At 67.9% G+C, this 25182-nt stretch carries 21 protein-coding genes; 9 read left to right on the top strand and 12 right to left on the bottom strand.

The genetic code is table 11. From position 1 onward, the window contains the following. Positions 1 to 96: 96 nt before the first annotated feature. From ABZ345_RS37065 to ABZ345_RS37035, 7 genes are all read right to left on the bottom strand, one after another. Positions 97 to 1554, bottom strand: coding sequence for a hypothetical protein (locus tag ABZ345_RS37065; protein ID WP_359859302.1), 1458 nt, complete (start codon positions 1552 to 1554; stop codon positions 97 to 99). Between the two features lie 14 nt (positions 1555 to 1568). Further along, positions 1569 to 3065, bottom strand: a complete 1497-nt coding sequence (locus tag ABZ345_RS37060; RefSeq protein ID WP_359859300.1) for a PKD domain-containing protein — start codon at positions 3063 to 3065, stop codon at positions 1569 to 1571. 107 nt (positions 3066 to 3172) lie between these two features. Continuing rightward, positions 3173 to 6079 (bottom strand): glycoside hydrolase family 38 C-terminal domain-containing protein, encoded by a 2907-nt coding sequence (locus tag ABZ345_RS37055; RefSeq protein ID WP_359859298.1) that lies wholly within the window; start codon positions 6077 to 6079, stop codon positions 3173 to 3175. Between the two features lie 4 nt (positions 6080 to 6083). Continuing rightward, complete coding sequence (locus tag ABZ345_RS37050) at positions 6084 to 7202, bottom strand: cellulase family glycosylhydrolase (RefSeq protein WP_359859296.1); 1119 nt, start codon at positions 7200 to 7202, stop codon at positions 6084 to 6086. Positions 7203 to 7221: 19 nt separating this feature from the next. Further along, a complete protein-coding gene (locus ABZ345_RS37045; protein ID WP_359859294.1) occupies positions 7222 to 8028 on the bottom strand; it encodes a carbohydrate ABC transporter permease in 807 nt (268 codons plus the stop codon). Beyond that, on the bottom strand, positions 8025 to 8894 hold the full coding sequence (locus ABZ345_RS37040; protein ID WP_359859292.1) for a sugar ABC transporter permease: 870 nt from the start codon (positions 8892 to 8894) through the stop codon (positions 8025 to 8027). The genes ABZ345_RS37045 and ABZ345_RS37040 overlap by 4 nt, the downstream gene beginning before the upstream one ends. Then, a complete protein-coding gene (locus tag ABZ345_RS37035) occupies positions 8891 to 10144 on the bottom strand; it encodes a sugar ABC transporter substrate-binding protein (protein WP_359859290.1) in 1254 nt (417 codons plus the stop codon). Before ABZ345_RS37035 ends, ABZ345_RS37040 begins: the two co-directional genes overlap by 4 nt. 219 nt (positions 10145 to 10363) lie before the next feature. Between ABZ345_RS37035 and ABZ345_RS37030 the strand changes: the two genes are divergently transcribed. Then, positions 10364 to 11368: a LacI family DNA-binding transcriptional regulator gene (locus ABZ345_RS37030; RefSeq protein ID WP_359859288.1), complete on the top strand. Its 1005-nt coding sequence runs from the start codon at positions 10364 to 10366 to the stop codon at positions 11366 to 11368. Between the two features lie 444 nt (positions 11369 to 11812). Here ABZ345_RS37030 and ABZ345_RS37025 read toward each other — a convergent pair whose 3' ends face one another. Then, a complete protein-coding gene (locus ABZ345_RS37025) occupies positions 11813 to 12781 on the bottom strand; it encodes a LysR family transcriptional regulator (RefSeq protein WP_359859286.1) in 969 nt (322 codons plus the stop codon). A gap of 525 nt (positions 12782 to 13306) precedes the next feature. On the opposite strand from ABZ345_RS37025, the gene tig reads away from it, so the two are divergent. From tig to ABZ345_RS36995, 6 genes are all read left to right on the top strand, one after another. After that, positions 13307 to 14656, top strand: coding sequence for a trigger factor (gene tig, locus ABZ345_RS37020; protein ID WP_359859284.1), 1350 nt, complete (start codon positions 13307 to 13309; stop codon positions 14654 to 14656). 146 nt (positions 14657 to 14802) lie between these two features. Beyond that, a complete protein-coding gene (locus ABZ345_RS37015) occupies positions 14803 to 15387 on the top strand; it encodes an ATP-dependent Clp protease proteolytic subunit (RefSeq protein ID WP_359859308.1) in 585 nt (194 codons plus the stop codon). Between the two features lie 20 nt (positions 15388 to 15407). Beyond that, positions 15408 to 16037 carry an ATP-dependent Clp protease proteolytic subunit gene (locus ABZ345_RS37010; protein ID WP_359859282.1) on the top strand — a complete coding sequence of 210 codons (630 nt, stop codon included), beginning with the start codon at positions 15408 to 15410 and terminating at the stop codon, positions 16035 to 16037. Positions 16038 to 16363: 326 nt separating this feature from the next. After that, complete coding sequence (gene clpX / locus ABZ345_RS37005; RefSeq protein ID WP_045316808.1) at positions 16364 to 17644, top strand: ATP-dependent Clp protease ATP-binding subunit ClpX; 1281 nt, start codon at positions 16364 to 16366, stop codon at positions 17642 to 17644. Positions 17645 to 17711: 67 nt separating this feature from the next. Next, complete coding sequence (locus ABZ345_RS37000) at positions 17712 to 18290, top strand: alpha/beta fold hydrolase (RefSeq protein ID WP_359859280.1); 579 nt, start codon at positions 17712 to 17714, stop codon at positions 18288 to 18290. A 19-nt stretch (positions 18291 to 18309) separates the two neighbouring features. Further along, positions 18310 to 19623 carry a serine hydrolase domain-containing protein gene (locus ABZ345_RS36995; RefSeq protein WP_359859278.1) on the top strand — a complete coding sequence of 438 codons (1314 nt, stop codon included), beginning with the start codon at positions 18310 to 18312 and terminating at the stop codon, positions 19621 to 19623. Here the strand turns inward: ABZ345_RS36995 and ABZ345_RS36990 are convergent. The 3 genes from ABZ345_RS36990 to fdhD are packed head-to-tail and all read right to left on the bottom strand — an operon-like array spanning position 19620 to position 22482. After that, the gene (locus ABZ345_RS36990) at positions 19620 to 20498 is read right to left on the bottom strand and encodes an alpha/beta hydrolase-fold protein (RefSeq protein ID WP_359859276.1); all 879 of its coding nucleotides are present in this window, start codon (positions 20496 to 20498) and stop codon (positions 19620 to 19622) included. The genes ABZ345_RS36995 and ABZ345_RS36990 overlap by 4 nt on opposite strands. A gap of 39 nt (positions 20499 to 20537) precedes the next feature. Further along, a complete protein-coding gene (locus ABZ345_RS36985) occupies positions 20538 to 21668 on the bottom strand; it encodes a CaiB/BaiF CoA-transferase family protein (protein WP_359859274.1) in 1131 nt (376 codons plus the stop codon). Beyond that, the gene (fdhD, locus tag ABZ345_RS36980) at positions 21655 to 22482 is read right to left on the bottom strand and encodes a formate dehydrogenase accessory sulfurtransferase FdhD (RefSeq protein WP_359859272.1); all 828 of its coding nucleotides are present in this window, start codon (positions 22480 to 22482) and stop codon (positions 21655 to 21657) included. The genes ABZ345_RS36985 and fdhD overlap by 14 nt, the downstream gene beginning before the upstream one ends. A 65-nt stretch (positions 22483 to 22547) precedes the next feature. Here fdhD and ABZ345_RS36975 point away from each other — a divergent pair, with 65 nt between their 5' ends. Further along, positions 22548 to 24062 (top strand): NAD(P)/FAD-dependent oxidoreductase, encoded by a 1515-nt coding sequence (locus ABZ345_RS36975; protein WP_359859270.1) that lies wholly within the window; start codon positions 22548 to 22550, stop codon positions 24060 to 24062. 47 nt (positions 24063 to 24109) lie between these two features. Then, on the top strand, positions 24110 to 24601 hold the full coding sequence (locus tag ABZ345_RS36970; RefSeq protein ID WP_112275615.1) for a hypothetical protein: 492 nt from the start codon (positions 24110 to 24112) through the stop codon (positions 24599 to 24601). On the opposite strand, the gene ABZ345_RS36965 is transcribed toward ABZ345_RS36970, so the two are convergent. After that, entirely contained in the window at positions 24546 to 25130 is a 585-nt protein-coding gene (locus tag ABZ345_RS36965; protein ID WP_359859268.1) for a DUF2238 domain-containing protein, read from the bottom strand. The genes ABZ345_RS36970 and ABZ345_RS36965 overlap by 56 nt on opposite strands. Between the last annotated feature and the right edge of the window lie 52 nt (positions 25131 to 25182).

Below are 25182 nucleotides of genomic sequence, written 5' to 3'. Positions count from 1 at the left end.
GTGCAGACCTAGACACCTTCACCACACACGGAGGTCTTCCTCATGATCAAGGCGACATGCCGGACACGCCGTCAACAACGTCCGTGATCACTACAGCTAGTCGATCTTGGCGCTACCTCCGGCGGAACGCACGGCCGTGCTCGCGAGGATCTCGTTGTCGGCCGGGTTGGCGTCACCCTCGTAGTGGCCCGGCAACATCGCCACGAGCTTGAACGTCACCTTGCCGGTCTTCGCGTCGTCCGCGGTGTAGGTGTAGGCGAACGGGAACTCGACCTTGCCGTTCGCCGACGCGACGACCTGCTGTTCGAGGTTGGCGACGGTTTCGTAGTAGCCGTACACGGACAGCCGGCGAAGTTCGACGCGGACCCGTTCGTCGTACCGCGTGTTGCCGACCGACACCTTGATCCGCTTGGTCTCGCCCGCCTTGGCCGAGGCCGGGACGGACGGGCTGGACAACGTGACGTCGTGCGTCGTCACGTTGATCGTCCGCGTGGTCGTGCCGGTCCGGCCGTCCTTCGTGGAGCCGGTGATGCGGACGGGGTAGCTGCCGTCCTTGGCGTAGCGGTGGTGCACGCTGGCCGGTCCGGTGATCGGGGCCGAGAACCCGTCGCCGAACTGGATCTCGCCGCTCACCAGCTCCCTGGCGAGCGGGTCGCCCGCGTAGTGGTCGAACTCGACGTCGTCGAACACCGACGGCTGCTCGGGATCCAGGTTGAAGGCCGGCCTGATCGCGGGTGCGTTCGCGAAGTCGAGCTCGAACGAGCCGGCGCGCTGCACGTCGTCGGCGACGCGGATCAGGTAGGTCTCACCGGCGGTCGCGGTGAACACCAGGCCGTAGTAGTCGTTCTTGCTCTGGCAGTCCAGTTCGGACAGATCGCTCGCGCGGTGGGCGCTGAGCACGGTCGACTGGTAGGCCGCCCTGCCCACGTGCACCGAGCGGGTGCGCTCCGGGGTGTAGCGGTACCAGACGGACTGGGTGGCCTCGGGTGCGCAGCTCGCCGTCACCTCGTCCGGCTCGGCCGACGCTCGCCGCAGGTCGCCCTCCAGCGTCGAGGGGAAGCCCGCCACCGTTGCCGCGGCGCGGTTGTCGTTGGCCGCGTACGGCGTAGCTGCCAGATCGAAGGTGAACTCGTGGCCGTTCGACGCGTAGGACTCGATGAGCGCGATGTGATAGGTCGTGCCCGCCTTGACGGGGAAGATGTCGTTGGACAGCCCCGTGTCGTAGCTGCAGGCACCCGGAACGAGCGTGAGCGCGCCGCGCGTGCCGGTGTAGACGCCCAGGGGCGGCCCGGTGGGGGACGACGCGCGCAGCAGCCCGTCCTCCTGCGCGGTGTAGTGCAGCCAGATGGTGCTCTGGCCCCAGTAGTTGCAGGCGGTCGGGTCATCGGTGGCCTTGGTGGCGCCGGCCGTGGTGACCTTCGCGCTGAACGGCAGCGCGGTGATCGTGGTGGCGTTGTCGAAGTCGTCGTTGGCAGGAGCTTCGGCGGCGAGCGCGATGCCGGGAACCAGTGCGGCGGCGAGCACGGCCGCGGCTGCGGCGATGAACGTTCTCATGACAGTCCCCCGGTTCAGATCGCCGCGGCCGCGGCTGCGGTGGCGGCGGGGCGCACGGTCGTGGCGATCGCGATGACCTCGTTGTCCAGCTCGCGGGCGTCGCGGAGCGGGTAGGCGAGCGACACCTCCGTGCGGAAGGTCACCTTGCCCGTGGCCGCGTCGCCCGGGGTGAACGTGTAGGAGAACGGGACCGCCACCGTGCGGGTGCGGTGCGCGGGGATCTCGAGGGTGGTGCTGCCGACCTCGTCCCACGAGGAACCGTTGCTGCGGAACAGCTTCACCGTGGCCTTCTCGAGGTAACGGGTGTTCGAGACGTTCACCGTGATCGGCTTGCTCTGCCCGGCCCGCGCGGAGGTCGGGACGGTGAACTTCGTGATGCCCACGTCGTGGGTCTCGATCTTGATCTCGGTGCTGGCCGTGCCGGTGCGGCCGTCGGGCGTGGTCGCCTTCATGGTGACCCGGTAGGTGCCGTCCTTGGCGTAGCGGTGGTTGACCTGGGAGGTCTGGGCCGGCGGCGCGGTCGTGCCGTCACCGAAGTCGAACTCCGACGTCAGCGGGTTGTCGAGATCGCTGTACGAGTCCGGGTAGAAGCTGACGTCGCTGTAGACGTTGAACCCGTTGCCGTTGTAGCCGAAGGTCGCCTGCAGTGGTGGTGCCTCGGCCAGCCCCACCGTTACGGGCTGGTAGTTGTTGTGGGGCGCGGTGAAGCGCAGGTAGTACTTCGTGCCGGCCGTCGCACGGAAGACCTTGGTGGGGTAATAGCTGCCGTCGGCGCACATGACCTCGGTCAGCGAGGCGATGTCGCTACCGGTGTAGACGGTGAGGTCGGCGTCGTTGCTGCTGTTGCCGCCCTGGGCCCGCGGCACCAGCGACTGGTCGGCCGAAGGCGTGTAGGAGTACCAGATCGACGGCTGGTGCTCGTCGTACACGCAGCTTGAGTCGGGTTCGTCGGCCTCGAAGGAGGCGACCGACATGTCCGGCTGCTCGGTGAACGGCAGCGCGCTGATCGGCTGGGCCGCGGCGAAGTTGTCGTTGGCGGCCGGTGCGATCTTGTCGAGCGAGAACTTCAGCGCGCCACCGGGTGAGTCGTAGCCGCTGATCATGAAGTAGTAGGTCGTGCCGGCCGTGACCCGGAACGTCGCGGGGTAGCGCCTGCCTGTGGTGCACGAGTTCTCGACGCCGCGCAGGTCACCGCGCGAGCCTGTGTGGGCCGCGATGATCATGTCGCGGTCGCTGCCTGCCGACGTGGCGCGCACGATCGCGTCCTCGGTGGCCGTGTAGTGGAACCACACCGAGGCCTTGACGTTGTAGAACTGGCACCAGGACGGGTCGTCGGCCGCCTTGGTCGCCTCAGCGGTGTTCTGCTCGACGGTGAAAGGAAGTGCCGTGATCGCCGTCGACGACTCGAAGTCGTCGTTGGACGGTGGTGCCGCTTGCGCCACGCCGGGCGCGAGCACCCCCAGCACCGCCACGGCCGCGACCGCGAGCGCGGTCGATCTCCAGGAAGGCATGCGAAACGTCCCCCTCGTCGTTGCCCCCGCCTCCGAGGGCACCCGCCTCCTAACGCACAGGGGCGGGGTGTCGGTTGCCCACCCCGCCCCGAATTGCTCCGTGCGGCCTAGCGGGTGAACCGCAGGGTGATCACCTGGAACGGCCGCAGCACGATCTCTGCCGACGCGTCGCCCAGCGGTCGTTCGAGCAGGTCGGTCTCCGCGATCGCGGTATACGAGAAGGAAGTGGTGAGCGTGGCGCGGGCTCGGCCGCCGTGCGCCTCGTAGAGCCGGACGACGACGTCGCCGGATCGGTCGTCGGCCAGCTTGACGGCCTCGACCCTGATCGCCGGGTTGTCGGTGCGCACCAACGCTTCCGGCGCGTGCGAGCCCTGGACGGACCGCGGCGGCAGGTTGATGCGGTAGCCGGCGTCGATGGCTGCCGGCAGGTCACCGATGACGAGGGCGTAGCGGAAGCGGTGCTTGCCCTGGTCGGTCTCGGGGTCGGGAAACCTCGGCGCGCGCAGCAGGGACAGGCGGACGGTCGTGGTGGTGCCGCCGTCCTCCCGGGTGGTGCGGGTGACCTCGTGGCCGTAGGTCGAGTCGTTGACCACCGCGACGCCGTAGCCGGGTTCGCCGACGTGCAGGAAGCGGTGGGCGCAGATCTCGAACTTCGCGGCTTCCCACGAGGTGTTGGTGTGCACCGGGCGGTGCAGGTGGCCGAACTGGGTCTCCGCCGTGGAGACCTCGGCGCGCAGGTCGAGCGGGAAGGCGATCTTGAGCAGCTTCTCGCGCTCCTGCCAGTCGACCTCGGTGTCGAAGTCGACCTGCTTGGCGCCTTCGCGCAGCCGGATGGTCTGGGTGAGCACCGAGCTGCCGAACTTCGCCCGCACCACGACGCCATCGGAGGTGTCGACGCGTTCGGACGGGATCAGGTCGGCCTTCCAGTTGCGGTAGAACGGGTCGATGTCCCATGCGTCCCACTGGTTCGGGTTGTCGCGGTGCAGCTGCGGCATGCCGGCGAACCCGTGCGGCGGCAGGACCTCGCGGTCGTTCTCCAGGTCCAGTACGGACAGCACGATGCCGTCGGCGTCGATCGTGACGCGGAGGCGGCCGTTGTCGAGGACACCTTCGACCGGCGCGACGTACGGCAGCGGCGCGTCGTTGCCGAGCACGTCGAACGTCAGCTCGTCGTCGCCGTCGCCCTTAAGAGCGTCGATGGCCTTGGTGGTCAGCGCCTTCAGTTCGGACGCCACACGGGCGTAGGTGGCCTCGGCCTCGCGGTGCACCCAGGTGATCGAGCTGCCCGGCAGGATGTCGTGGAACTGGTGCAGCAGCACGGTCTTCCACAGCCGGTCGAGGTCGTCGTACGGGTACTCGCGGCCTTGCAGCGCGGCCGCGGTGGCCCAGTGCTCGGCCTCGCGCAGCAGGTGTTCGCTGCGGCGGTTGCCCTGCTTGGTCTTGGCCTGGGTGGTGTAGGTGGCGCGATGCTTTTCCAAGTACAGCTCGCCCGCCCACACCGGCGCGTCCGGGTACTCGTCCTGCGCGGCCTGGAAGAAGTCGCGCGGGGGTTCCACGCGAACCGTCGGCGAGCCTTCGAGGTTCGCGACGCGGTGTGCGGTCTCCATCATCTCGCGGGTGGGGCCGCCACCGCCGTCGCCGTAACCGAACGGCACCAGCGAGCGGGAGGCCTTGGCGTGCTCGGCGAACTGGCGTGAGGCGCGGGCCAGCTCCTCACCCGAGAGCGACGAGTTGTAGGTGTCGACCGGCGGGAAGTGCGTGAAGATCCGCGTGCCGTCGATGCCCTCCCACCAGAACGTGTGGTGCGGGAACTTGTTGATCTGGTTCCACGACAGCTTCTGGGTGAGGAACCAGCGCGAGCCGGAGAGCTTGATCAGCTGGGGGAGTGCCGCGCTGTAGCCGAACGAGTCGGGCAGCCAGACCTCCTCGGTCTCGACGCCGAAGTTGTCCAGGAAGAAGCGCTTGCCGTGCACGAGCTGGCGGGCCATCGCCTCGCCGCCGGGCATGTTCGTGTCCGACTCGACCCACATGCCGCCGACCGGGACGAACTGTCCACTCCGGACCTTCTCGCGGACCCGGTCCCAGACGTGCGGGTGGTGGTCCTTCATCCACGCGTACTGCTGCGCCTGCGAGCACGCGAAGTAGAAGTCCGGGTACTCGTCCATCAGCTTCGTGACGTTCGAGAAGGTGCGAGCGCATTTGCGGACCGTCTCGCGCAGGGGCCACAACCACGCAGAGTCGATGTGCGCGTGGCCGATCGCCGAGACCTTGTGCGCGGAGGCACTGGCGGGCAACGACAGCACGTGTTCCAGCTCGGCGCGGGCGAGGTCGGCGGTGGCCGCCACCTCGTTGAGGTCCAGCGCGTCCATCGCCCTGTCCAGCGCATGCAGGATCTTGTGCCGGCGCGGGTCGTGGTCCTGCAGTTCCTTCATCAGCGACTGCAGCACCTCGATGTCGAGCATGAGGTGCCAGACCTGCGGCTGGAACACCGCGAGCTCGGCCTTGAGGATCTTGTACGACGGCTCGGTGCCCGCCGTTTCCTTGTCGCCCAGCGCGGTCGGCAGGAACGGGTGGAAGTCGAGGATGGTCGGGTTGCCCGCGGCCTCGAGGTAGAAGAGGACCTCGTCGCCGTCGACGGGCAGGTAGGTGTTGCGCGGCTCGATGCCCTTGATGGGTTCGCCCTGGGCGTTGTAGGCGAGGCCCTCGGACTGGAAGCCGGGGCCGGGGTGGGTGAAGCCGAGGTCCAGCACCACCTCGACCTGCTTGCCCTGCCAGGCCGGGGGAACCGTGCCGGTGAGCTTGAACCAGCTCGTGCCCCACGGCGGTCCCCACGCGTCGCCGACGCTCGCGGGTTCGTAGGTGGCCTGAAGGGCCTCAGCGACCGGGACGGGCTCGTCCGGCACGTTCCACACGGCCAGCTCGAGCGGCGCGGTCTCGCCGTAGATCGCCGGGCGGACGCGTTCCTTCAGCGTGCGGTTGAGTCGGTCTTCCAGCAGCGCGCGTTCGTCGTGCACGTGTTCACCCCAGCTCGATCGAGGCCCGCACGCCCGAGCGTGCGAGGGTCATCCACTCTTCGAAGAAAGCACCACCCGGCCCCCACGAGGGCCGTTCGCCGTGCAGCTTGATCGGTGTGCGCTCCGCGGGCGCGGGCGCTGCCTCGCGCACCATCCGGGCGATCGCCTCCCCGAGCGGCTTGACCTTGCGTTCCGTCGTCAACAACCCCAACTCGTACTCGCGTTCGGGGAAGTCCACCAACGCGCGGTCGACGTCGTGCGAGCACCACCACGTGACGCCCCACAGGTTCTTGCAGGTCAGCACATTGGCAAGCGTTTGCTCGGCGAACGCGGGAGCCTGCTCGGCGCTGATCTCGGGCTGGGCGGCGCCGACCTCCTGCAGCCACACGGGCCGGTTCGGGTCGCTCGCGTGCGCCTTGGCCAGTTCGACCAGGTACTCGGCGTGTTGGACGCTCTCCGGCGACATCGGCCCGTAGCGCTGCGCGGTGCCGTTGAAGACCCACGAGTGGACGGTGGTCATCGCGCCCTTGTTTGCCGCGTGCTCGGGCAGGAACGCGTGTTCGCTCTCGTACCAGACGGCGTCGTACTCGGAGTGCACGTGCGCGAAGCCCGGCGCGGCTCGGTCGCACTCCGCGAGCAGCGCGTCGATCCACTCACCCGCCTGCTGGGGCGCGCACGGGTTCGACTCGGTGAGCAGGTTGACCTCGTTGCCCAGGGTGAAGCCGAGGAAGTTCGGCTTGTCCTTCAGCGCCTCGGCCAGTGTGCGGATGTAGAACTTCTGCCCGCTGATCACGTCCGGGTCGGTGAAGATGTTGCGGCGATGCCAGGTCTGCACCCACGACGGGTAGAAGTCGAAGCTCGACAGGTGGCCCTGCAGCACGTCGACCTGCACGTCCAGGCCGGTCTCGCGGGCGGCGTCGAGCATCTGCGCGAGCTGCTCGACCGCCTTGGGACGGACCAGGCCGCGGTTGGGCTGGAACACCGGCCACAGCGGGAAGATCCGCACGTGGTCGAGTCCGAGGGCCGCGATGGACTCGAAGTCGGCTTTGACGTCGTCGAGGGAGAAGTCGAGCCAGTGGTGGAACCAGCCGGTCGACGGGGTGTAGTTCACGCCGAAACGCAAGGGTGAGCTCCTCGGGTTCTTAGCCCTTGATCGCGCCTTCTCCGACTCCGCGGAAGAAGTGCTTCTGCAGCAACAGGAACAGCAGGATCAGCGGGAGGACGGCGATGATCGTGCCCGCCGCCACCAGCCGCTGGTTCTGCACGAACGTGCCCTGGAGGTACGCCAGGCCGATGGTGAGCGTGTACTTCTCCTGGTCGCTCAGCACCACGAGCGGCCAGAGGAAGTCGTCCCAGCTGAACATGAACGAGAACAGCGCGACCACGACCAGCGTGCCCTTCACCGACGGCAGCGCGAGGCGGGTGAAGCGCTGCCACGCGTTGGCGCCGTCGATGACCGCGGCTTCCTCGACTTCGGCGGGGAGTGCGAGGAAGGCGTTGCGCAGCAACAGGACGTTGAGCGCGGCGATCGAGCCGGGCAGCACGACGCCGGTGAGGGTGTTGGTGAGGCCGAGCCCGCGCATCACCAGGAACAGCGAGATGAGAATGGCCTCGAACGGCACCAGGATGCTGCTGGCGAAGATCACCGCGGCGACCCTGCGGCCCTTGAACTTCAGGCGTGCCAGGGCGTAGCCGGCCATGGCCGCGCCGAGGCAGTTGGTGATGACGTTGACGCTCGCCACGCCCAGCGAGTTGAGCGCGAACGACCAGACCGGCACGACGTCGGCCACGGCCGCGTAGTTGCCGAACGTCGGGTCGTCGGGGATGAAGTCGGGGACGAACACGTCCTCGTTCGGTCCCTTGATGCTGGTCATGAACTGCCACAGGAACGGGCCGACGCTGATCGCGAGGATGGCCAGGAGTCCCGTGTAGCGAAGCGCAAGTTTCACAGCTGGTCCTCCCTGCGGTTGAGCTTGAGGGTGATCAGCAGCAGTCCCAGCAGGATCACGAACAGCACGAAGCTCAGCGCCGAGGCGTACCCGACCTCACCGGTGAGGCCGCGGCCGGTGAGCTGGATGAGCATCACCATCGTGGTGCTCGCGCCGCCAGGACCGCCGGACCCGCCCGACAGCAGGTAGACCTCGGAGAACACGCGGAATCCGTTGACCGCGCTCAGAGCCGCGACGAGCACCATCGTCGGCCTGAGCGAGGGCACGGTGACCGACCAGAACCTCCTGACCGGTCCCGCGCCGTCGACCATCGCGGCCTCGTGCAGGTCCTTCGGCACGTTCGCGAGCGCGGCCAGGTAGATCACCATGTAGTAGCCCAGGCCGCGCCACACCGTCACCACCATCGAGCTGACCAGCAGGAGCGTCGAGTCGGTCAGGAACCCGATCCTGGTGCCGCCCAGCGCTTCCACCACGTTGTTCACCAGGCCGCGGCTGTCGAGCAGCCACGTCCAGATGAGCCCGACCACGACCGCGGACGCGATCACCGGCGTGAAGAACGCCGTGCGGAAGATCCCGATGCCCGGCACGACCTTCTGCGCCAGCATCGCGATCAGCAGCGGCAACAGCACCAATGGCGGGACGACCCCGGCCATGTAGAGCAGGCTGTTGCGCGCGGCCAGCCAGAACTTGGGGTCCTGGGCCATTCGCACGAAGTTGTCCACACCGGTGAACCGGCCGCCGCCCAGCGCGCTCGCGTCGGTGAACGAGAGCACGATCATGTTCAGGAACGGGAAGATCACGAACATGAGGCAGACGGCCAGTCCTGGCAACAGGAACAGCCACGGCGTGTACGGGCGGTGCGTCACTTGAGCAGCCTGTTGCATTCCGCTACGGCGTCGTCCAGTGCCTGCTTGGCGGACTTCTTGCCGAGCATCGCGTCGGCCAGTTGCTGCAGCAGTGCTTCGCGCATCTGGTCGCTGAACTGCACGGGCGTGTAGTTCACGGCGGTCTTGAGCTGCTTGGCCGCCGCGACGCGCACGCGTGCCTCGTCGCTGCCGTCCTCCGTGGTGAAGTACGGGTCGTCGCCGCCCTTGGTGGTGCTCGGGAAGATCGAGGCGAGCTTGGAGAACTTCACCTGGTTCTCGGCGTTGGTGACGAACCGGCCGAACGCCAGCGCCGTCGCCTGGTTCTTGCTGCTCTTCGGCACGCTCACGCCGTGCAGGAACATGTTGGCGCTGCCCGTGTTCGTGATGGGCGTGGTGATGCCGATGTTCGCGTACAGGCTCGGCGCGTCGGTCTTGAACTTGCCGAGGTCGTACGCGCTGCCGGGGTTGAGCGCGGTCTGCTGGGCCATGAACTTCGCGCCGGCACCGGTGTAGTTCTGCGTGAGCGCCTCGGGAACCAGCGCGCCCGCGTCGTACATCCGCTTGTAGCTCTCGACGAACTCGACGCCCTTGGCGTCGTTGAAGATGAACTTGTCGTTCTCGAACACCTTCACGCCGTAGAGGCCGAAGTCCGCGATGGTCGGCGTCTGGCCGAGCATCGCGACCTTCTTCTGCGCGAGCTGGAGGGCTTGCTGTTCCAGCTCCTTGAAGTTCGTCGGCGGCTTGTCCGGATCGAGCCCGGCCTGCCGGAAGAGCGCCTTGTTGTAGAAGACCGGCCCGGTGTTGAGGTACCAGGGGAAGCCGTAGCAGCCGCCCTTGCCGGGGATCTCGAACGCCTGCCAGGCGTTCTCCAGGTACTCGGGCTTGGCTTCCTTGAGCGCCTGGTCCAGGTCGACGAGCTGCCCGGCCTTGGCGAGCGGGAAGCTGAGGTCCGGCGGCACGTTGATGACGTCGGGCAGACTCCCCGCGCTCGCGTCCGCCATGACCTTGGCCAGGTACCCGTCCGCGGGCTGGTCGACCCACTTCACCGTGGTGCCCTGGTGCTGCTTCTGGAACGCCTCGATCACACCGTTGACGTAGTCGGTGTACTTGGGTTTGAGCGACCACGTCTGGAACGTGATCTCACCGGTGACCTGCCCGCTCGCTGATGAGCCCGACCCGGTGTTGCTCGACAGACCACAGCCCGCGACGGGCACCGCCACCAGGCCCGCGAGGAACGTGCGCCTCTTCATTGACACCCACCTCCTTGGTCGCGGACCCTAGCTAAACCGGTTTATCTCCGGCTAGCCTCCGAACGTCTTGTTGTCTCGTTCCGGACAGGGGCGGCGCGTGAGGTAGAGGTGCGCCGGGGCGAAGACGCACTGGGAGAAGTGGGCGTGCCAGGCGAGGATGAGCCGGATGTGTCCGGTGTCGCTGCGCCGGGCGAAGGTGCTGGGCGAAGGGTGCGCTGAGTGAAGAGGCCGACCATCAAGGACATCGCGGCCGCGGCCGGAGTGTCCAAGGGGGCTGTGTCGCTCGCGTTGAACGGGCGGACCGGCGTTTCCGAGACCACGCGGGCTCGGGTGCTGGAGGTGGCGTCCTCGCTGGGGTACCGGCCTTCGGTCACCGCTCGGGCGTTGTCGTCCGCGTCCGCCGACGCGGTGGGGCTGGTGCTGGTGCGGCCGCCGCGGGCGCTGGGGGACGAGGCGTTCTTCTTCCAGCTGATCGCCGGGATGCAGTCCGAGATGTCGTGCGCGTTGTTGTTGCAGGTGGTGTCGTCCCGGGACGCGGAGATCGAGCTGTACCGGCGGTGGTGGGCCGAGCACCGGGTCGACGGGGTGTTCCTCGTCGATCTGCTCGTGTCGGACCCGCGGGTGGAGCTGATGTCATCGCTCGGGCTGCCGGCCGTTGTTGTCGGTGGGGCCGGGCATCACGGGTCGCTCGCGTCGGTGTGGGCTGATGACTACGCGGCCATGACTTCCGTTGTGGAGTATCTGAAGGCGTTGGGGCATCGGCGGATTGCCCGGGTCGCTGGGCTGGCGTCCCTGTTGCACACGGTTCGGCGGGATCAGGCGTTCTTGTCGTCTGTTGTGGACGGTGTGATCGTTGCCGGGGACTACACGGCTGAGGCTGGGGCTTCGGCTACTCGGTCGCTGTTGGAGGGGGTTCAGCCGCCTACCGCCATCGTTTATGACAACGATGTGATGGCTGTGGCTGGGGCTGAGGTGGCTGGCTCGCTGGGGATTGAGGTGCCTGGGGAGTTGTCGCTGGTTGCTTGGGATGACTCGGTTTTGTGTCAGCACGGGAGATTGACGGCGTTGTCTCGGGACACGTTCGCATTCGGGGCTCGGGCTGCTCGGGCGTTGTTGGCGGTGCTGGAGGGGGCTTCGCCTACGGATGTCGAAGATGTGTTGCCCGAGTTGGTGGTTCGGGGGAGTACTGGGGTTGCGCCTTCGGCGCGCGCCTCGGTTTCGTAGGTGGTCGTGTTGTGTTGGCGGGTTCCTGTTGGGAGTCCGTAGCGTTCCCCGGTTGCGTTGGGTGCCTTGCGGTTGCGTGCTTCCCCTTGGGGGCTCTGCCCCCAAACCCCCGCCAATCTGATCGGGGGGTCCAGCGCCGCGGGCGGGTTGATGGCACGCCTGTTGCTTTCGGCGGCTGCACGTTCCGTAGGTGGTGCGGTCCGGGTGGGATCCCGTCACGAGCCGAGCCAGAGCGAGCCACACCAGAGTCGGGGTGTCAACCGGACGAAAAGCGTCGAGTTGACACCCCTCCTCGGGCGCGGCAAGTGCTGAGGCACGACTCGTGACGGGACCCCACCCGGAGCGCACGGGACAAGCAGCTCGCCTTCGGCGTCGCCATTGCCTCGGCTTCGCCTTCGGGTCGCCTCGCCTGCGGCATCGGGGCTATTGGGCAGCTCAGGCTGGTCAGGTCAGGGAGGCGACTTGGTCGCTCACCACCTGGGCTGCGGCGGACACCAGGGCCGTTACTGCCGGGTTCGTCGAGTTGTCCTGGCGCCACCCGAACTGCGTGTAGACGCGGAACGTCGGGGACCAGGGCAAGCGGACCAACCTGCCGTCGGCGAGTTCGTTGGCGACGGTTACTTCGGGCATCAGGGCGATGCCCAGGCCTGAGGCCACTGCGCGTTTGGCGGCGTCCACGGAGTCGAGTTCCAGGACGGGGGCGCGGGTGTCGTCGTAGCCGAGTGAGTGTTCGAAGAGTTCGTGGTAGGAGGCGCCGTTCTCGGCTCGGATCAGGGTGCTGCTCGTCAGGTCGTCCTCGGTCAAGGATTGGCGCTGGGTGAGCATGTGGCTGGGGCCCGAGACCATGACGAGAGGTTCGGGGCACAGGACGGTGGTCTCGAGGCCTTCGCGGGGTTCGATGGCGCCGATGAAGAAGGCGCAGTCGAGGCCCCCGTCGCGGACCGAGTTCAGGTTGTTGAGCGTGTTCCGCGAGTGCAGCGAGAGTTGTACGGACGGGTAGCGCCAGCACATGTATTCGATGAGCGGTAGCAGACGGTAGTCGGTCAAACTCTGTGCGGAGCCGATGACGAGTTTGCCGTGGGGCTCGCCGTTCATCGTTATGGCTTTTCGGGCCTTTTCGGTGAGGTTGATGATGTTTCGCGCGAACGGGAGCAGTTCAACGCCCGCGGACGTCATCTGGATACCTCGGGGGAGCCTGCGGAAAAGGACGACTCCCAGGGCCTCCTCCAGGGCCTTGATGCGGGTGGTGATGGTCGGCTGCGAGCAATTGAGCGTGGCTGCGGCCTTGGTGAAGCTGCCGGTCTGTACCACGGTTGTGAACGCGAGAAGCTGGCGTGTCTCCATCAGGCGGATCCTCGGAGTAAACCGGTGTGACGACTTTTTCTCGTTCGTTCCCGTGGTCCTGTTACGCATGGTGCGGGAGTTGTAACGCTACCTGTCGGTCGCGCGACGCCGATTAGTGCTAACGGAGTCATCTTGATCGGTCTGGAATCGGTGTTGCGGCCGAAAGAGTGAAATTGAGATGGGCGGTTCCACGGGCCGTAGTTGGGTGGCTCTTTTCAGTGAGGTTTTTAGCCTGACGAACAAAAAACTCGGCCGTCCGGAGTGGGCGGCGGCGTCTGGAAGGGCTGCTGGCAGGACACGGCGCTCGCTGCGGTGAGCAGCTGATACGTCGGCGAGCAGCGTGACCTGGGCGGCGGACGTCACGGGTTTCACCTCGTCTGCTGGCCCTGAAGTTCGGCCTTGGCAGGCCCGCGCCGAGGCGCTCGTCGTCTGGGGAAGAGCCGGATCGGCCTGGCTCGCGGTCCGGTCGCCGAGGCCTGGACCGGGGTGGCGGCGGTCACAGCGCGGGTCTCGCCTAGACTCGCTGGGAATCCGGGCGCCACCTAAGGCGGTACCGGCTGTCTGCACGTTCTTGTTCGTTACGAGGAGTCCACGTTGAAGAGCACCGTCGAGCACCTGAGCCCGACGAGGGTCCGGATCAACGTCGAGGTGCCGTTCGACGAGCTCAAGTCGAACTTCGACCAGGCGTACCGGAAGCTCGCGAAGCAGGTCCGCATCCCCGGGTTCCGTCCGGGCAAGGCCCCCGCCAAGGTGCTGGAGAGCCGCATCGGCCGCGCTCCGGTGCTGGACGAGGTCATCCAGGAGGCCATCCCGGCCAAGTACCTGGAAGCGGTCAACGCGGGTGAGGTGCGCACGCTCGGCCGTCCCGACTTCGAGGTCACCAAGATCGAGGACGGCGAGACGCTCGCGTTCACCGCCGAGGTCGACGTTCGTCCCGAGATCACCGTGCCCGCCTTCGGCGAGCTGGAGATCACGGTCGACGAGCAGGAGGTCACCGACGAGGACGTGAGCACGCAGCTCGACGAGCTCCGCGCCCGCTTCGGCACCCTGACCGGCGTCACCCGCCCCGCCGAGACCGGCGACTTCGTCGTCGTCGACCTGTCGGCCACGGTCGACGGTGAAGAGGTCGAGGAGGCGCGCACCAGCGGCCTGTCCTACGAGATCGGCTCCGGCCAGCTCGTCGAGGGCATCGACGACGCCCTGGTCGGCGCGTCCGAGGGCGAGACCAAGACGTTCAACACCACGCTCGTCGCCGGCGAGCACCAGGGCCGCGAGGCCGAGGTGTCCGTCGTGCTGAACTCCGTCAAGGAGCGTCAGCTCCCCGAGCTGGACGACGAGTTCGCCCAGCTCGCCAGCGAGTTCGACACGCTCGACGAGCTCAAGGCCGACCTGCAGACCCGTCTGGGCCGCGTCAAGAAGATGCAGCAGGGCGTCCAGGCGCGCGACAAGGTCCTCGAGGCGCTGCTCGAGACCACCGACGTCCCGCTGCCCGAGGGCATCGTCCAGGGCGAGATCGACGCGCGCAAGCACGACGCCGTGCACGCCTTCGACCACGACGAGGCCAAGTTCGCCGAGTGGCTGACCGAGCAGGGTCAGTCCGAGGAGGAGTTCGACGCCGAGCTGCGCAAGGCCGCCGAGCAGGCCGTCAAGACGCAGCTGGTGCTCGACTCGATCGCCGACGCCGAGCAGGTCACGGTGTCCGACGGTGAGCTCACCGAGCGGATCATCTACCAGGCCCAGCGCTTCGGCATCAGCCCCGACGAGTACGTCAAGCGCGCGCAGCAGTCCGGCCAGCTCGGCGCGATCTTCGCCGACGTCCGCCGCGGCAAGGCGCTCGCGAGCGTCGTGCGCCAGGCTTCGGTCAGCGACAACTCCGGCACCAAGCTGGACCTCGACGAGCTCTTCGGCGAGACCAAGTCCGATGAGGACAGCACCGAGCAGTAACGCTGTCAGCGAACGCGGGCGGTGTCGGGCATCTGACGCCGCCCGCCTTCGTTAAGGTCGGTTGCAGAAGGTTTTGGCATTCCAGATTCGTTCCACCTGGAGTTAGGCAGGCAGACGTGACGCAGCACTCCTTCCCGACCCCCGAGATGCGGTCGGCCACCGCCGGGATGAACCTCAACGACTCGGTGTACGAGCGGCTGCTCCGCGAGCGGATCATCGTCCTGGGATCACAGGTCGAAGAGGGCATCGCCAACCAGATCACCGCTCAGCTGCTGCTTCTCGCCGCTGAGGACCCCGAGAAGGACATCACCCTCTACATCAACTCGCCCGGCGGCTCCGTCACGGCGGGTATGGCCATCTTCGACACGATGATGCTCATCGAGCCGGACGTGGCCACCTACGCCATGGGTCTCGCGGCGTCGATGGGCCAGTTCCTGCTCTCCGCGGGTGCCCCCGGCAAGCGCCACGCGCTGCCGCACGCCCGCATCCTCATGCACCAGCCGTCGGCCGGTGTCGGTGGTACGGCCGCCGACATCGCGATCCAGGCGGACATGCTGACGCGCACCAAGCGCGAGATGGCGGAGCTCATCGCCGAGCACACCGGCCAGTCGGTGGAGACCATCACCCGTGACTCCGACCGCGACCGCTGGTTCACGGCACAGGAGGCGCTCGAGTACGGCTTTGTCGACAAGGTCGTCACCCGCCCCCAGTCCGTGCGCTCGGGCAACTAGGAAGCTGAGGAGATCTCGAAGTGAGCCAGTTCCACACGCCTCAGTCGCGCTACGTGCTGCCCTCGTTCGTCGAGCGCACCAGCTACGGCATGAAGGAGTCGAACCCGTACAACAAGCTGTTCGAGGAGCGCATCATCTTCCTCGGCGTGCAGGTTGACGACGCCTCGGCCAACGACGTCATGGCGCAGCTGCTCGTGCTCGAGTCCGAGGACCCGGACCGCGACATCCTGATGTACATCAACTCGCCGGGTGGCTCGTTCACCTCGTTGATGGCCATCTACGACACCATGCAGTTCGTGCGCCCGGACATCCAGACGTACTGCCTCGGCCAGGCCGCCTCGGCCGCCGCGGTGCTGCTGGCCGCCGGCACGCCCGGCAAGCGCCACGCGCTGCCGAACGCGCGAATCCTGATCCACCAGCCTTCGATGGAAGGCGCGTACGGTCAGGTGTCCGACCTGGAGATCCAGTCGAACGAGATCCAGCGTGTGCGCCGCCTGATGGAGTCCACCCTCGCGCGGCACACGAACCGGACGGCAGAGGAGGTCCGCGAGAGCATCGAGCGCGACCGGATCCTCACGGCCGAAGAGGCCAAGGAGTACGGCATCGTCGACTCGGTGCTGCCCTACCGCAAGCTCTCGGCCAAGTCCTGACGGGCGTCGGTGGGTGAGGTGTGCTCGCGAAGAGCGCTCGCCTCGCCCGCCGCCCGGTGCTCGTCTGGGGAACACCCCAGGCCCCGGGACCGTCCTGAGGGTTGGGAAACCCCAGCCCTCGGGAATCGCGTACCCACCCGACACGCCGATGTGACCGGTCAACCGGCCTGATCGGCGCGTTGGGGGACGCGGGTCCTCCCCTGAAACGGGGTCGGCCAGGTACCGTCAGGAGAACGGGCTCAGCACCCACAGCCAGTGGGACTGCCACAGCAAGTCAGCAGGCGCACTCAGCAGGTGTGCGCCGGAGGGGACATAGGTCAGCGGTCATGGCGCGTATCGGTGACGGCGGCGACTTGCTGAAGTGCTCTTTCTGCGGAAAGAGCCAGAAGCAGGTGAAGAAACTCATCGCCGGCCCCGGCGTCTACATCTGCGATGAGTGCATCGATCTCTGCAACGAGATCATCGAGGAGGAGCTGGCCGAAGCCGGTGACGTGAAGCTCGACGAGCTGCCGAAGCCCGCCGAGATCCACGAGTTCCTCGACCAGTACGTCATCGGCCAGAGTGATGCCAAGCGCACCCTCTCCGTCGCCGTCTACAACCACTACAAGCGCATCCAGGCGGGCGACCGCGGGCGCGAGGGTCGTGACGACGGCGTCGAGCTGGCGAAGTCGAACATCCTGATGCTCGGCCCGACGGGTTGCGGCAAGACCTACCTGGCGCAGACGCTCGCGAAGATGCTGAACGTGCCGTTCGCCATCGCCGACGCGACGGCGCTGACGGAGGCCGGGTATGTCGGTGAGGACGTCGAGAACATCCTCCTGAAGCTCATCCAGGCCGCCGACTACGACGTCAAGCGCGCCGAGACGGGCATCATCTACATCGACGAGGTCGACAAGATCGCTCGAAAGAGTGAAAACCCGTCGATCACGCGCGATGTGTCCGGTGAGGGCGTGCAGCAGGCGCTCCTCAAGATCCTGGAAGGCACCACCGCATCGGTGCCCCCGCAGGGCGGCCGCAAGCACCCGCACCAGGAGTTCATCCAGATCGACACGACGAACGTGCTGTTCATCGTGGCCGGTGCCTTCGCGGGCCTGGAGAAGATCATTCAGGACCGGGTCGGCAAGCGCGGCCTTGGCTTCGGTGCCGAGGTCCGCTCCAAGGCCGAGGTGGAGGCGTCGGACTTCTTCGCCGACTCCATGCCGGAGGACCTGATCAAGTTCGGCCTGATCCCCGAGTTCATCGGGCGTCTGCCGATGGTCGCCTCCGTCACGAACCTCGACAAGCCGTCGCTGGTCATGATCCTCACCGAGCCGAAGAACGCCCTGGTGAAGCAGTACCAGAAGCTCTTCGAGATGGACGGCGTCGAGCTGGAGTTCACCAAGACCGCGCTCGAAGCGGTCGCCGACCAGGCGATCCTGCGCGGAACCGGTGCCCGCGGCCTGCGCGCGATCATGGAAGAGGTCCTGCTCCCGGTGATGTACGACATCCCGAGCCGCACGGACGTCGCCAAGGTCGTCATCACCGAGCAGACGGTGAAGGAGAACGTGAACCCGACGATCGTGGCCCGGCAGCCCTCGCGCCGGGAGCGTAGGGAGAAGTCGGCGTAGTTCTTGATCTCTCTGAATGGGCGTCGGTGATCTCACCGGCGCCCATTCGGCGTTCTAAGGTGGAGACATGTCGCTGCCTCACGTGCTCCTGATCCACGGCTACACCGGTTCCGGTCCCGGCCACTGGCAGCGCTGGCTGGCCCAGACGGTGTCCGAGCACGGCGGCATGGCCGACATGCCGCACTTCAGCGACCCGGACCAGCCCGACCGCGACACCTGGCTGCGCGAACTCGACACCCACCTCGAAGCCGCGCCCACCGACCGCGAACGCGTCGTCGTCGCCCACTCGCTCGGCTGCTACCTCTGGCTGCACCACGCTGCCCGTGAGGGCATCCCTCACGTCGACCGCGTGCTGCTGGTCGCGCCGCCCGCCCCGGACTACCCGGAACCGGCCATCAAGTCGTTCTTCCCGGCCCCGCTCGACCCGGCTGGTCTGCGCCGCGCCGCCACCGAGACCCGCCTGGTCGTGGGCGACGGCGACCCGTACTGCGCGATGCCGGTGGCGAAGCAGCTCGCCGAGTCGTTGCGGATCGAGGTCGACGTGCTGCCGGGCGCGGCGCACATCAACACCGACGCGGGCTACGGGGAGTGGCCCGCGGTGCTCAAGTGGGTGCGGTCGAAGACCGTGCCGCTGTCACCGCGCTAGATCACTTCCTGGGGGGAACGTGAACGACACGGCGGACTGGCTGCACAGCAGGCTGGCCGGACTCCTGGCAGAGCACGGCGTCGTCGGTGCTCAGGTAGCCGTGCTGCAGAACGGCGAAATCGTCGACGCGGCAGCGGGTGTGCTGAACAACGTCACCGGTGCTCCCGTGACGTCCGGCTCGATCTTCCAGATCGGCTCGATCACCAAGATCTGGACGGCGACCCTCGTCCAGGAGCTGGTGAACGAGGGCCTGCTGGACCTCGACCGCCCGGTGCGCGCCGTGCTGCCGGAGTTCACGCTCGCGGACGACCAGGCCGCGCAGGAGATCACGCCGCGCCAGCTGCTCTGCCACACAGCGGGTTTCCAGGGCGATCTCTTCCACGACACCGGCAACGGTGACGACATGCTCGAGAAGTACCTGGAACGGATGGCCGACACACCACAGGAAACGCCTCCCGGCGAGCTGTACTCGTACTGCAACAGCGGCTTCGTGGTGCTCGGCCGGATCGTGGAAGTGTTGCGCGGCAAGCCTTTCAACGCAGTGCTGAGGGAACGGCTCGTCGACCGGCTCGGACTGCCGAACGTCGCCACCCACCCCGCCGAGTACGGCCGGCACGAGACGGCGACGGGTCACAGCGAGCTGGAACCGGTCCTCACGACGGCGCCCGACGGGGACGCACCGGCCGGGTCGGTGCTCGCGATGAGCGCCCGCGACCTGCTCGGGTTCGTCGAGATGCACCTGAGCACGACCGAGTTCGACGCGATGCGGCAGCCGCAGGTCACACCGCCCGACTTCGGTTTCGGCGGCGGGCAGGGCCTCGGCTGGATGCTGAACGACTACCCCGAGGGCGTCACCGGCCTCGGCCACACCGGCTCGACACCGGGTTTCATGGCCTATCTGCGGGTGATCCCGTCAGCCGGGCTCGCGGTCTGCGTGCTCACCAACGGTGGCGCGGCACTGCCGGTCGCGCGGGCGGTGTACCGGAAGGTGCTGGGCGAACAGGCGAACGTCACCCTGCGGGAGTTCCCCGTGCCGCCCGCGACGAGCGTCCCGATCGACGTGGAGAAGGTCGTCGGGCTCTACCGGTCCACGGCGGTCGACACGCACATCACCGCGGGCGAGCAGGGCCGGGTGAAGGTGCGGTACGTGCCCCGCAACGGCGTGCCGGAAGAACTGCTTGGCGGCGAACGGGAGTACACCGGTCTGCGCGACGACGCGTTGATCACGGTGGACGACGAGGGCGGTCACCACGGGGTGATCGTCCTGTGTGGACGAGACGAGCGGGGACGGGTCAAGTACGTGCACTGGGGGCGTGCGGCGGTACGGGTCTAGACGGCGCGCTTGGCGTACTTGGCGAGGAACTGAACGACATCGGGCGTCACCTTGCGGTAGAAGCCGTCGTCGTGCCCGCCGGCCTTCACCGTGCCGACCTCGGGCCGGACGTCGTGGATGAACCGCCGGGTGCCGTCGATGAACCGGTCGCGGTCACCGATCCACACGCCCAGCGCGGTCGGGCCGGTCGATTTGAGGTGCCGCAACGGGTCCAGCGACGCCCACTCGCCCTCGTCCTTGAACGCGCGGCGCTTGGCCATCTCCGGCCACGTCGTGATCAGGCCGGGGGAGATGGCCGCGGTGGCCGCGACCGGGTCGCCGCGTTCGGCACGGCGGCGGGCGTAGAGCAGCGCGCCGAAGCCGCCCATCGACACGCCCGTGACGGCGAAGGGCTGGCCGTAACCGCGCTCGCGGAGCCAGCCGGGCACCTCGTCGAGCAGCATCGCCATCGGGTCGTCGCCGGGGACGTTGTCGTGCCAGTAGTTGTCGCCGCCGTCGACCGCGACGAAGCCGAACGCCGGGACAGAGCCCTTCGCGACGGCGGAGGACAGCACGTCGGCCAGGTCGCCGATGCTCGCGTGGCGGGCGTCGCCGTGCAGGCCGTGCAGCAGGATCGACATCGGCAGGCCGCGCGGGTTCGAGCCGGTCGGGAGGTAGAAGGCGAGCGTGACCTCGCGGTGGCGGGCGGCCGAGTACACGCGCTCGATGCGGACCGTCGCCTTGGCGGCGGGCGTGCGGCTGACGCGGTCCGCCGTCGCGATCTGCTGTTCGGTGGCATCAGAGGACGACACGTACGTCGCGACGCCGGTGGCAGTCGCGATGATCACGGCGATCGCCGCGATGAGGCTGCGGCGGCTGTACGTGGGGTCCCCCATGCTCACCTCATCGCGTGGGTACCGTTCCTCGTTTCCCTCTCAGAGGACGGAACGCACGCGTAAGGAAGACAGTTCCTCATCCGAATAGCCCAGCCAGCGCAACACGGCGTCATTGTGCTCGCCCAGGTCGGGCACCGCACCCGGTGCCCACTCGAAACCGGCCACGGGCGGCGGCAGCATCCGCACGGATCCGCCGGGAATCCGCACGTCAACCCACGTGGAGAGCTGCGGGTGGGTGGGCAGTTCGGTGATCGACCGGGTCAGCGCGGCAGGCACGTCGACCGCGTCCAAAGCCGCCAGGAGCTCCGCCGCCGTCATGGCGCAAAACGCCCGTTCGAGGAGCTTTTGCAGCTCCTCCCGATGCCTCACACGAGAGGCCACTGTGGCGAACCTCTCCTCGGCGTCGAGCCCGATCAGCCCGCACAGCCGCTGCCACTGGCCGTCGTTCTGCACGGCGAGGTGCACGGCACCGTCCGCGCACGCCACCGGCCCGTACGGCGCGATGCTCGGGTGATGCGCGCCCGACCGCGGCGCCGCGGCACCCGTCCCGGCGGCGTAGAGCATCGGCTGGTGCATCCACTCGGCCATCGCCTCGAACAGCGACAACCGCAGCCGCACGCCGGAACCCGTCCGCCCGCGCTGCAACAACGCCGCCAGCACCGCCGCGTGCAGCTGGACGCCTGCCGCGATGTCCGCGACGGAGATGCCCGCGCGGGCTACCACGTCGCCCTCGCCGGTCAGCGACACCAGCCCGGTCTCGGACTGCACCAGCGCGTCGAACGCCTTGCGGTCCGCGTACGGCCCGTCCCAGCCGTAGCCGGACAGCTCGCCGACGATCAACGACGCCGGCAGGTCGAGACCGAGGCGTGCCCACACCCGTGGCGACAGGTTGCACAGCAGCACGTCGGCGCGGGCGACGAGCCGGTCCAGCACATCACGGCCATCGGAGTGGTTGATGTCCAGCGACACCGACTCCTTGCCGACGTTCGTCCACGCGAAGTACGACGAGACGTCACCGCACGACGAGTCGTAGTGCCGGGCGAAGTCGCCCGTGCCAGGCCGTTCGACCTTGATGACCCGTGCCCCGAGGTCGGCCAGCAGCCGCGTCGCGTACGGCACGGCGACGGCCTGCTCCAGGCTCACCACCACGACGCCGTCAAGCGGTCTCAAGCACGCGCTCCCCACCGGTGTAGACGTTCATCGAGTCGCCGCGCAGGAACCCGACGAGCGTCATGCCCTGCTCCTCGGCCAGCTCCACGGCGAGCGACGACGGCGCCGACACCGCGGCCAGGACCGGAATTCCGGCCATCGCTGCCTTCTGCACCAGCTCGAACGACGCCCGCCCGGACACCATCAGCACCGCGCCGGTCAGCGGCACCAGGTTCTGCAGCACCGCCCAGCCCAGCACCTTGTCGACGGCGTTGTGCCGCCCGACGTCCTCGCGCACGACCAGCAGCTCGCCGTTCACGAACAGCCCCGCCGCGTGCAGACCGCCGGTGCTCTCGAAGACCTTCTGCCGTTCCCGCAACGCGTCCGGGTAGCCCGTCAGCGCCTCCGGAGTGACCCTCACGTCGTCCAGGGCGGGGGAGTAGCGGGTCTTGAGCTTCACCGCGTCGAGCGCGGCCTTCCCGCACACGCCGCACGACGAGGTGGTGTAGAAGTTCCGCTCCACCCCCGTGTCCGGCGGCGGCACACCCTCGGCCAGCGCGACGTCCAGCACGTTGTAGGTGTTCATCCCGTCGGGCCCGGTGCCCTCGCAGAACCGGGCGATCGAGATGTCCCCGGCGCCGCCGATCACGCCCTCGCTGAGCAGGAAGCCGTGCGCGAGCTCCACGTCCTGGCCGGGAGTGCGCATCGTGACGGCCAACGCCTTGCCGTTGACCCTCAGCTCCAGCGGCTCCTCGGCCGCCAGCGCGTCGACCCGGCGGCGCCGACCGCTCGGCGACACCCGCTCGACCGCTCGGCGAACCGTCACTCGGCCCATGTGCACATCTCCTTCGGACCGCTATGTTCCCCAACGACCAGGCTACGTGGGAGGGATCTCGGGGCATGGACGACGTCGTGATCGTCGGGGGCGGCCACAACGGATTGGTGGCGGCCGCGTACCTCGCACGGGCGGGTAAGTCGGTCAAGGTGCTGGAGAAGCTGCCGCACGTCGGCGGCGCGGCCGTGAGCGCGTCACCGTGGGAGGGTGTCGACGCGAGGCTCTCGCGGTTCTCGTACCTGGTCTCGCTGCTGCCGGACCAGATCGTCACCGATCTGGGCCTCAACCTGACCCTGAGGTCTCGCTCGGCGTCTTCGTACACGCCCAACGGCAAGACCGGGTTGCTGGTCGAACGCGAGCCCGGCGAGGCGACCGCGGCGTCGTTCGGGGCCGTGTGCGGGTCGCTGGACGACTGGGAGCGGTGGCAGCGCTGGTACGCGGACCTGGAGCTGATGGCTGCCGCACTGGCGCCCACTCTTCTGGAACCACTGGTATCCCGTGACCATCTGCGCGTGCATGTCGACGCGGTGGTGCGCGGAAGGCTGTGGGACCAGATCTTCGAACGGCCGATCGGCGCGACGCTGCAGGAGCTGTTCGACAACAACCTGGTGCGCGGCGTCGTCGCCACCGACGCGTTGATCGGCACGCACTCGTCGCTGCATTCGTTGCGCGCCAACAAGTGCTTCCTCTACCACATCATCGGCAACGGCACGGGCGAGTGGAAGGTCCCGGTCGGTGGCATGGGCGCGGTGACCGCCGAGCTGGAACGGGCCGCCCGCGAGGCCGGTGCGGAGATCGTCACCGGCGCTGAGGTGACGTCCGTCGAGTCGGACGGCAAGACCGCCGCAGTCACCTGTGGCGGTGACACCTCCGAAGCCCGGTTCGTACTGTCCAATGTGGCGCCTTCCGTGCTGGGACGGTTGCAGGGCAACGAGGTCCACGACGCCCCCGGCTGCCAGTTGAAGATCAACATGTTGCTGCGGAAGCTGCCGGAGCTGAAGTCCGGTGTGGACGCGCGGCTTGCGTTCGCCGGCACGTTCCACCTCGACGAGTCCTACGACCAGCTGGAGACCGCGTACCTGGAGAGCGTCGCGGGCCAGGTGCCGTCGGTGCTGCCGGGCGAGATGTACTGCCACTCGCTGACCGACCCGTCGATCCTCGGGCCGTCGCTGGCGGGCCACGAGACGCTGACGCTGTTCGGCCTGCACCTGCCGGCGTCGTTGTTCGAAGGCCGCAACGAACTGCTGCGCGACGAGCTGGTGGACCGCTATCTCGACCAGCTCAACGCCCACCTGGTCGAGCCGATCCAGGACTGTCTCGCGACCGACGCGAACGGCAAGCCGTGCATCGAGGCCCGCACGCCACTGGACCTGGAGGAAGAGCTCGGACTGCCGGGTGGCAACATCTTCCACGGAGAGCTCGACTGGCCCTTCGCCGAGACCGACGACCAGGTCGGCAAGTGGGGCGTGGAGACCGACGTGGACAACGTCCTCGTCTGCGGCGCGGGCTCCCGGCGCGGCGGTGGCGTGAGCGGTATCGGCGGCCACAACGCGGCGAAAGCCGTGCTGGAGCGCATTTAAGACATTTTTGATGACATTCCACGTCATCTCTGGTTACAGTTGTCGGCGTGGGGGACTTTTACGGGATCGCGGAGATCGCCGACGCCATGGGACTGAGCCGGCAGCTGGTGGCTGTGTGGCGCAAACGGCGTTCGCACGGCATTCCGGAGCCGGACGCCGAGCTCGCGTCCGGCCCGATCTGGCGGCGCGAGACGGTCGAGCCGTGGATCGAACGGACGCGCGGCCGGCTGGGCCTCGCGGGTGCGCGGGAGTCGGCGAGCAGGAGCCTGAGGCTGCGCACGTGCCGCCGGGTCCTGCGGCTCGCGGCTCTGATGCTGGAGGAGCCGCAGCGGCCGCGGGTGCTCAACGACGCGGCCGACCAGTTGCGCGACCTCATCCACGAGGTCGATCAGACGGCCGACGACGTCGTCGGTGCCCTGTTGCGTGAGCTCATCGAGCCGGTGCGCGACCCGGACGTGCCCGCCGAGCTGCTGCGGGTGCCGGTCATCGAGTCGTTGCCGCTGGTGACCGCCGTCGCGCGTAACTCACCAGACTGGTGACGAGCGCGCCGAGTGTTGCGATCGCCATGTCGGCGTGGGCGTCCCACATGTCGCCCTGCTGGCCGTTGTAGGCCTCGGCGACCTGCGGGGCGAGCGTCATCGCGATCGCCCACTCCAGCAGCTCGTAGGCCGCGCTGGTCGCCAGCACGATCTCCAGCGACCGCAACAACTTCTGCCGCAGCATCGCCGTGAGACACACGCCGTACGCGAAGTGCACGAGCCGGTCGAAGTGGTTGCGCTTCCACGAGAACACCTCGGACAACCGCACGCCGAACACCGCGTTCGTCCAGTCGTCGTACGGCACGAACGAGTAGATCCACCTCGCCGCGATCGTGTGCAGCGCCAGGAAGAGCAGCGCCCAGGCCCACTGCGCGGTGTCGAGGCGCTTCCTCAGCAGCCACAGCGCGATGATCGCCACGGCCGTCAGCGAACTGTGCAGTGCCTGCTCAGCGGGCCACGGCGGGTTGATCCACGTCAGCGCGACCAGCGCTCCGAACGCCCCCAGCAGCCACAACTGCCCCCGTGTCATGCGCACAGCTTGGCCGATCATGGGCGGTTTTATATCAGGATTTATATATCAA

Source organism: Lentzea sp. NPDC005914, from assembly GCF_040629405.1.
Taxonomy (GTDB): Bacteria; Actinomycetota; Actinomycetes; order Mycobacteriales; family Pseudonocardiaceae; genus Lentzea.
Note: the sequence above shows the minus strand (reverse complement) of the source record. Positions and strands in the feature narration are given on the sequence as shown.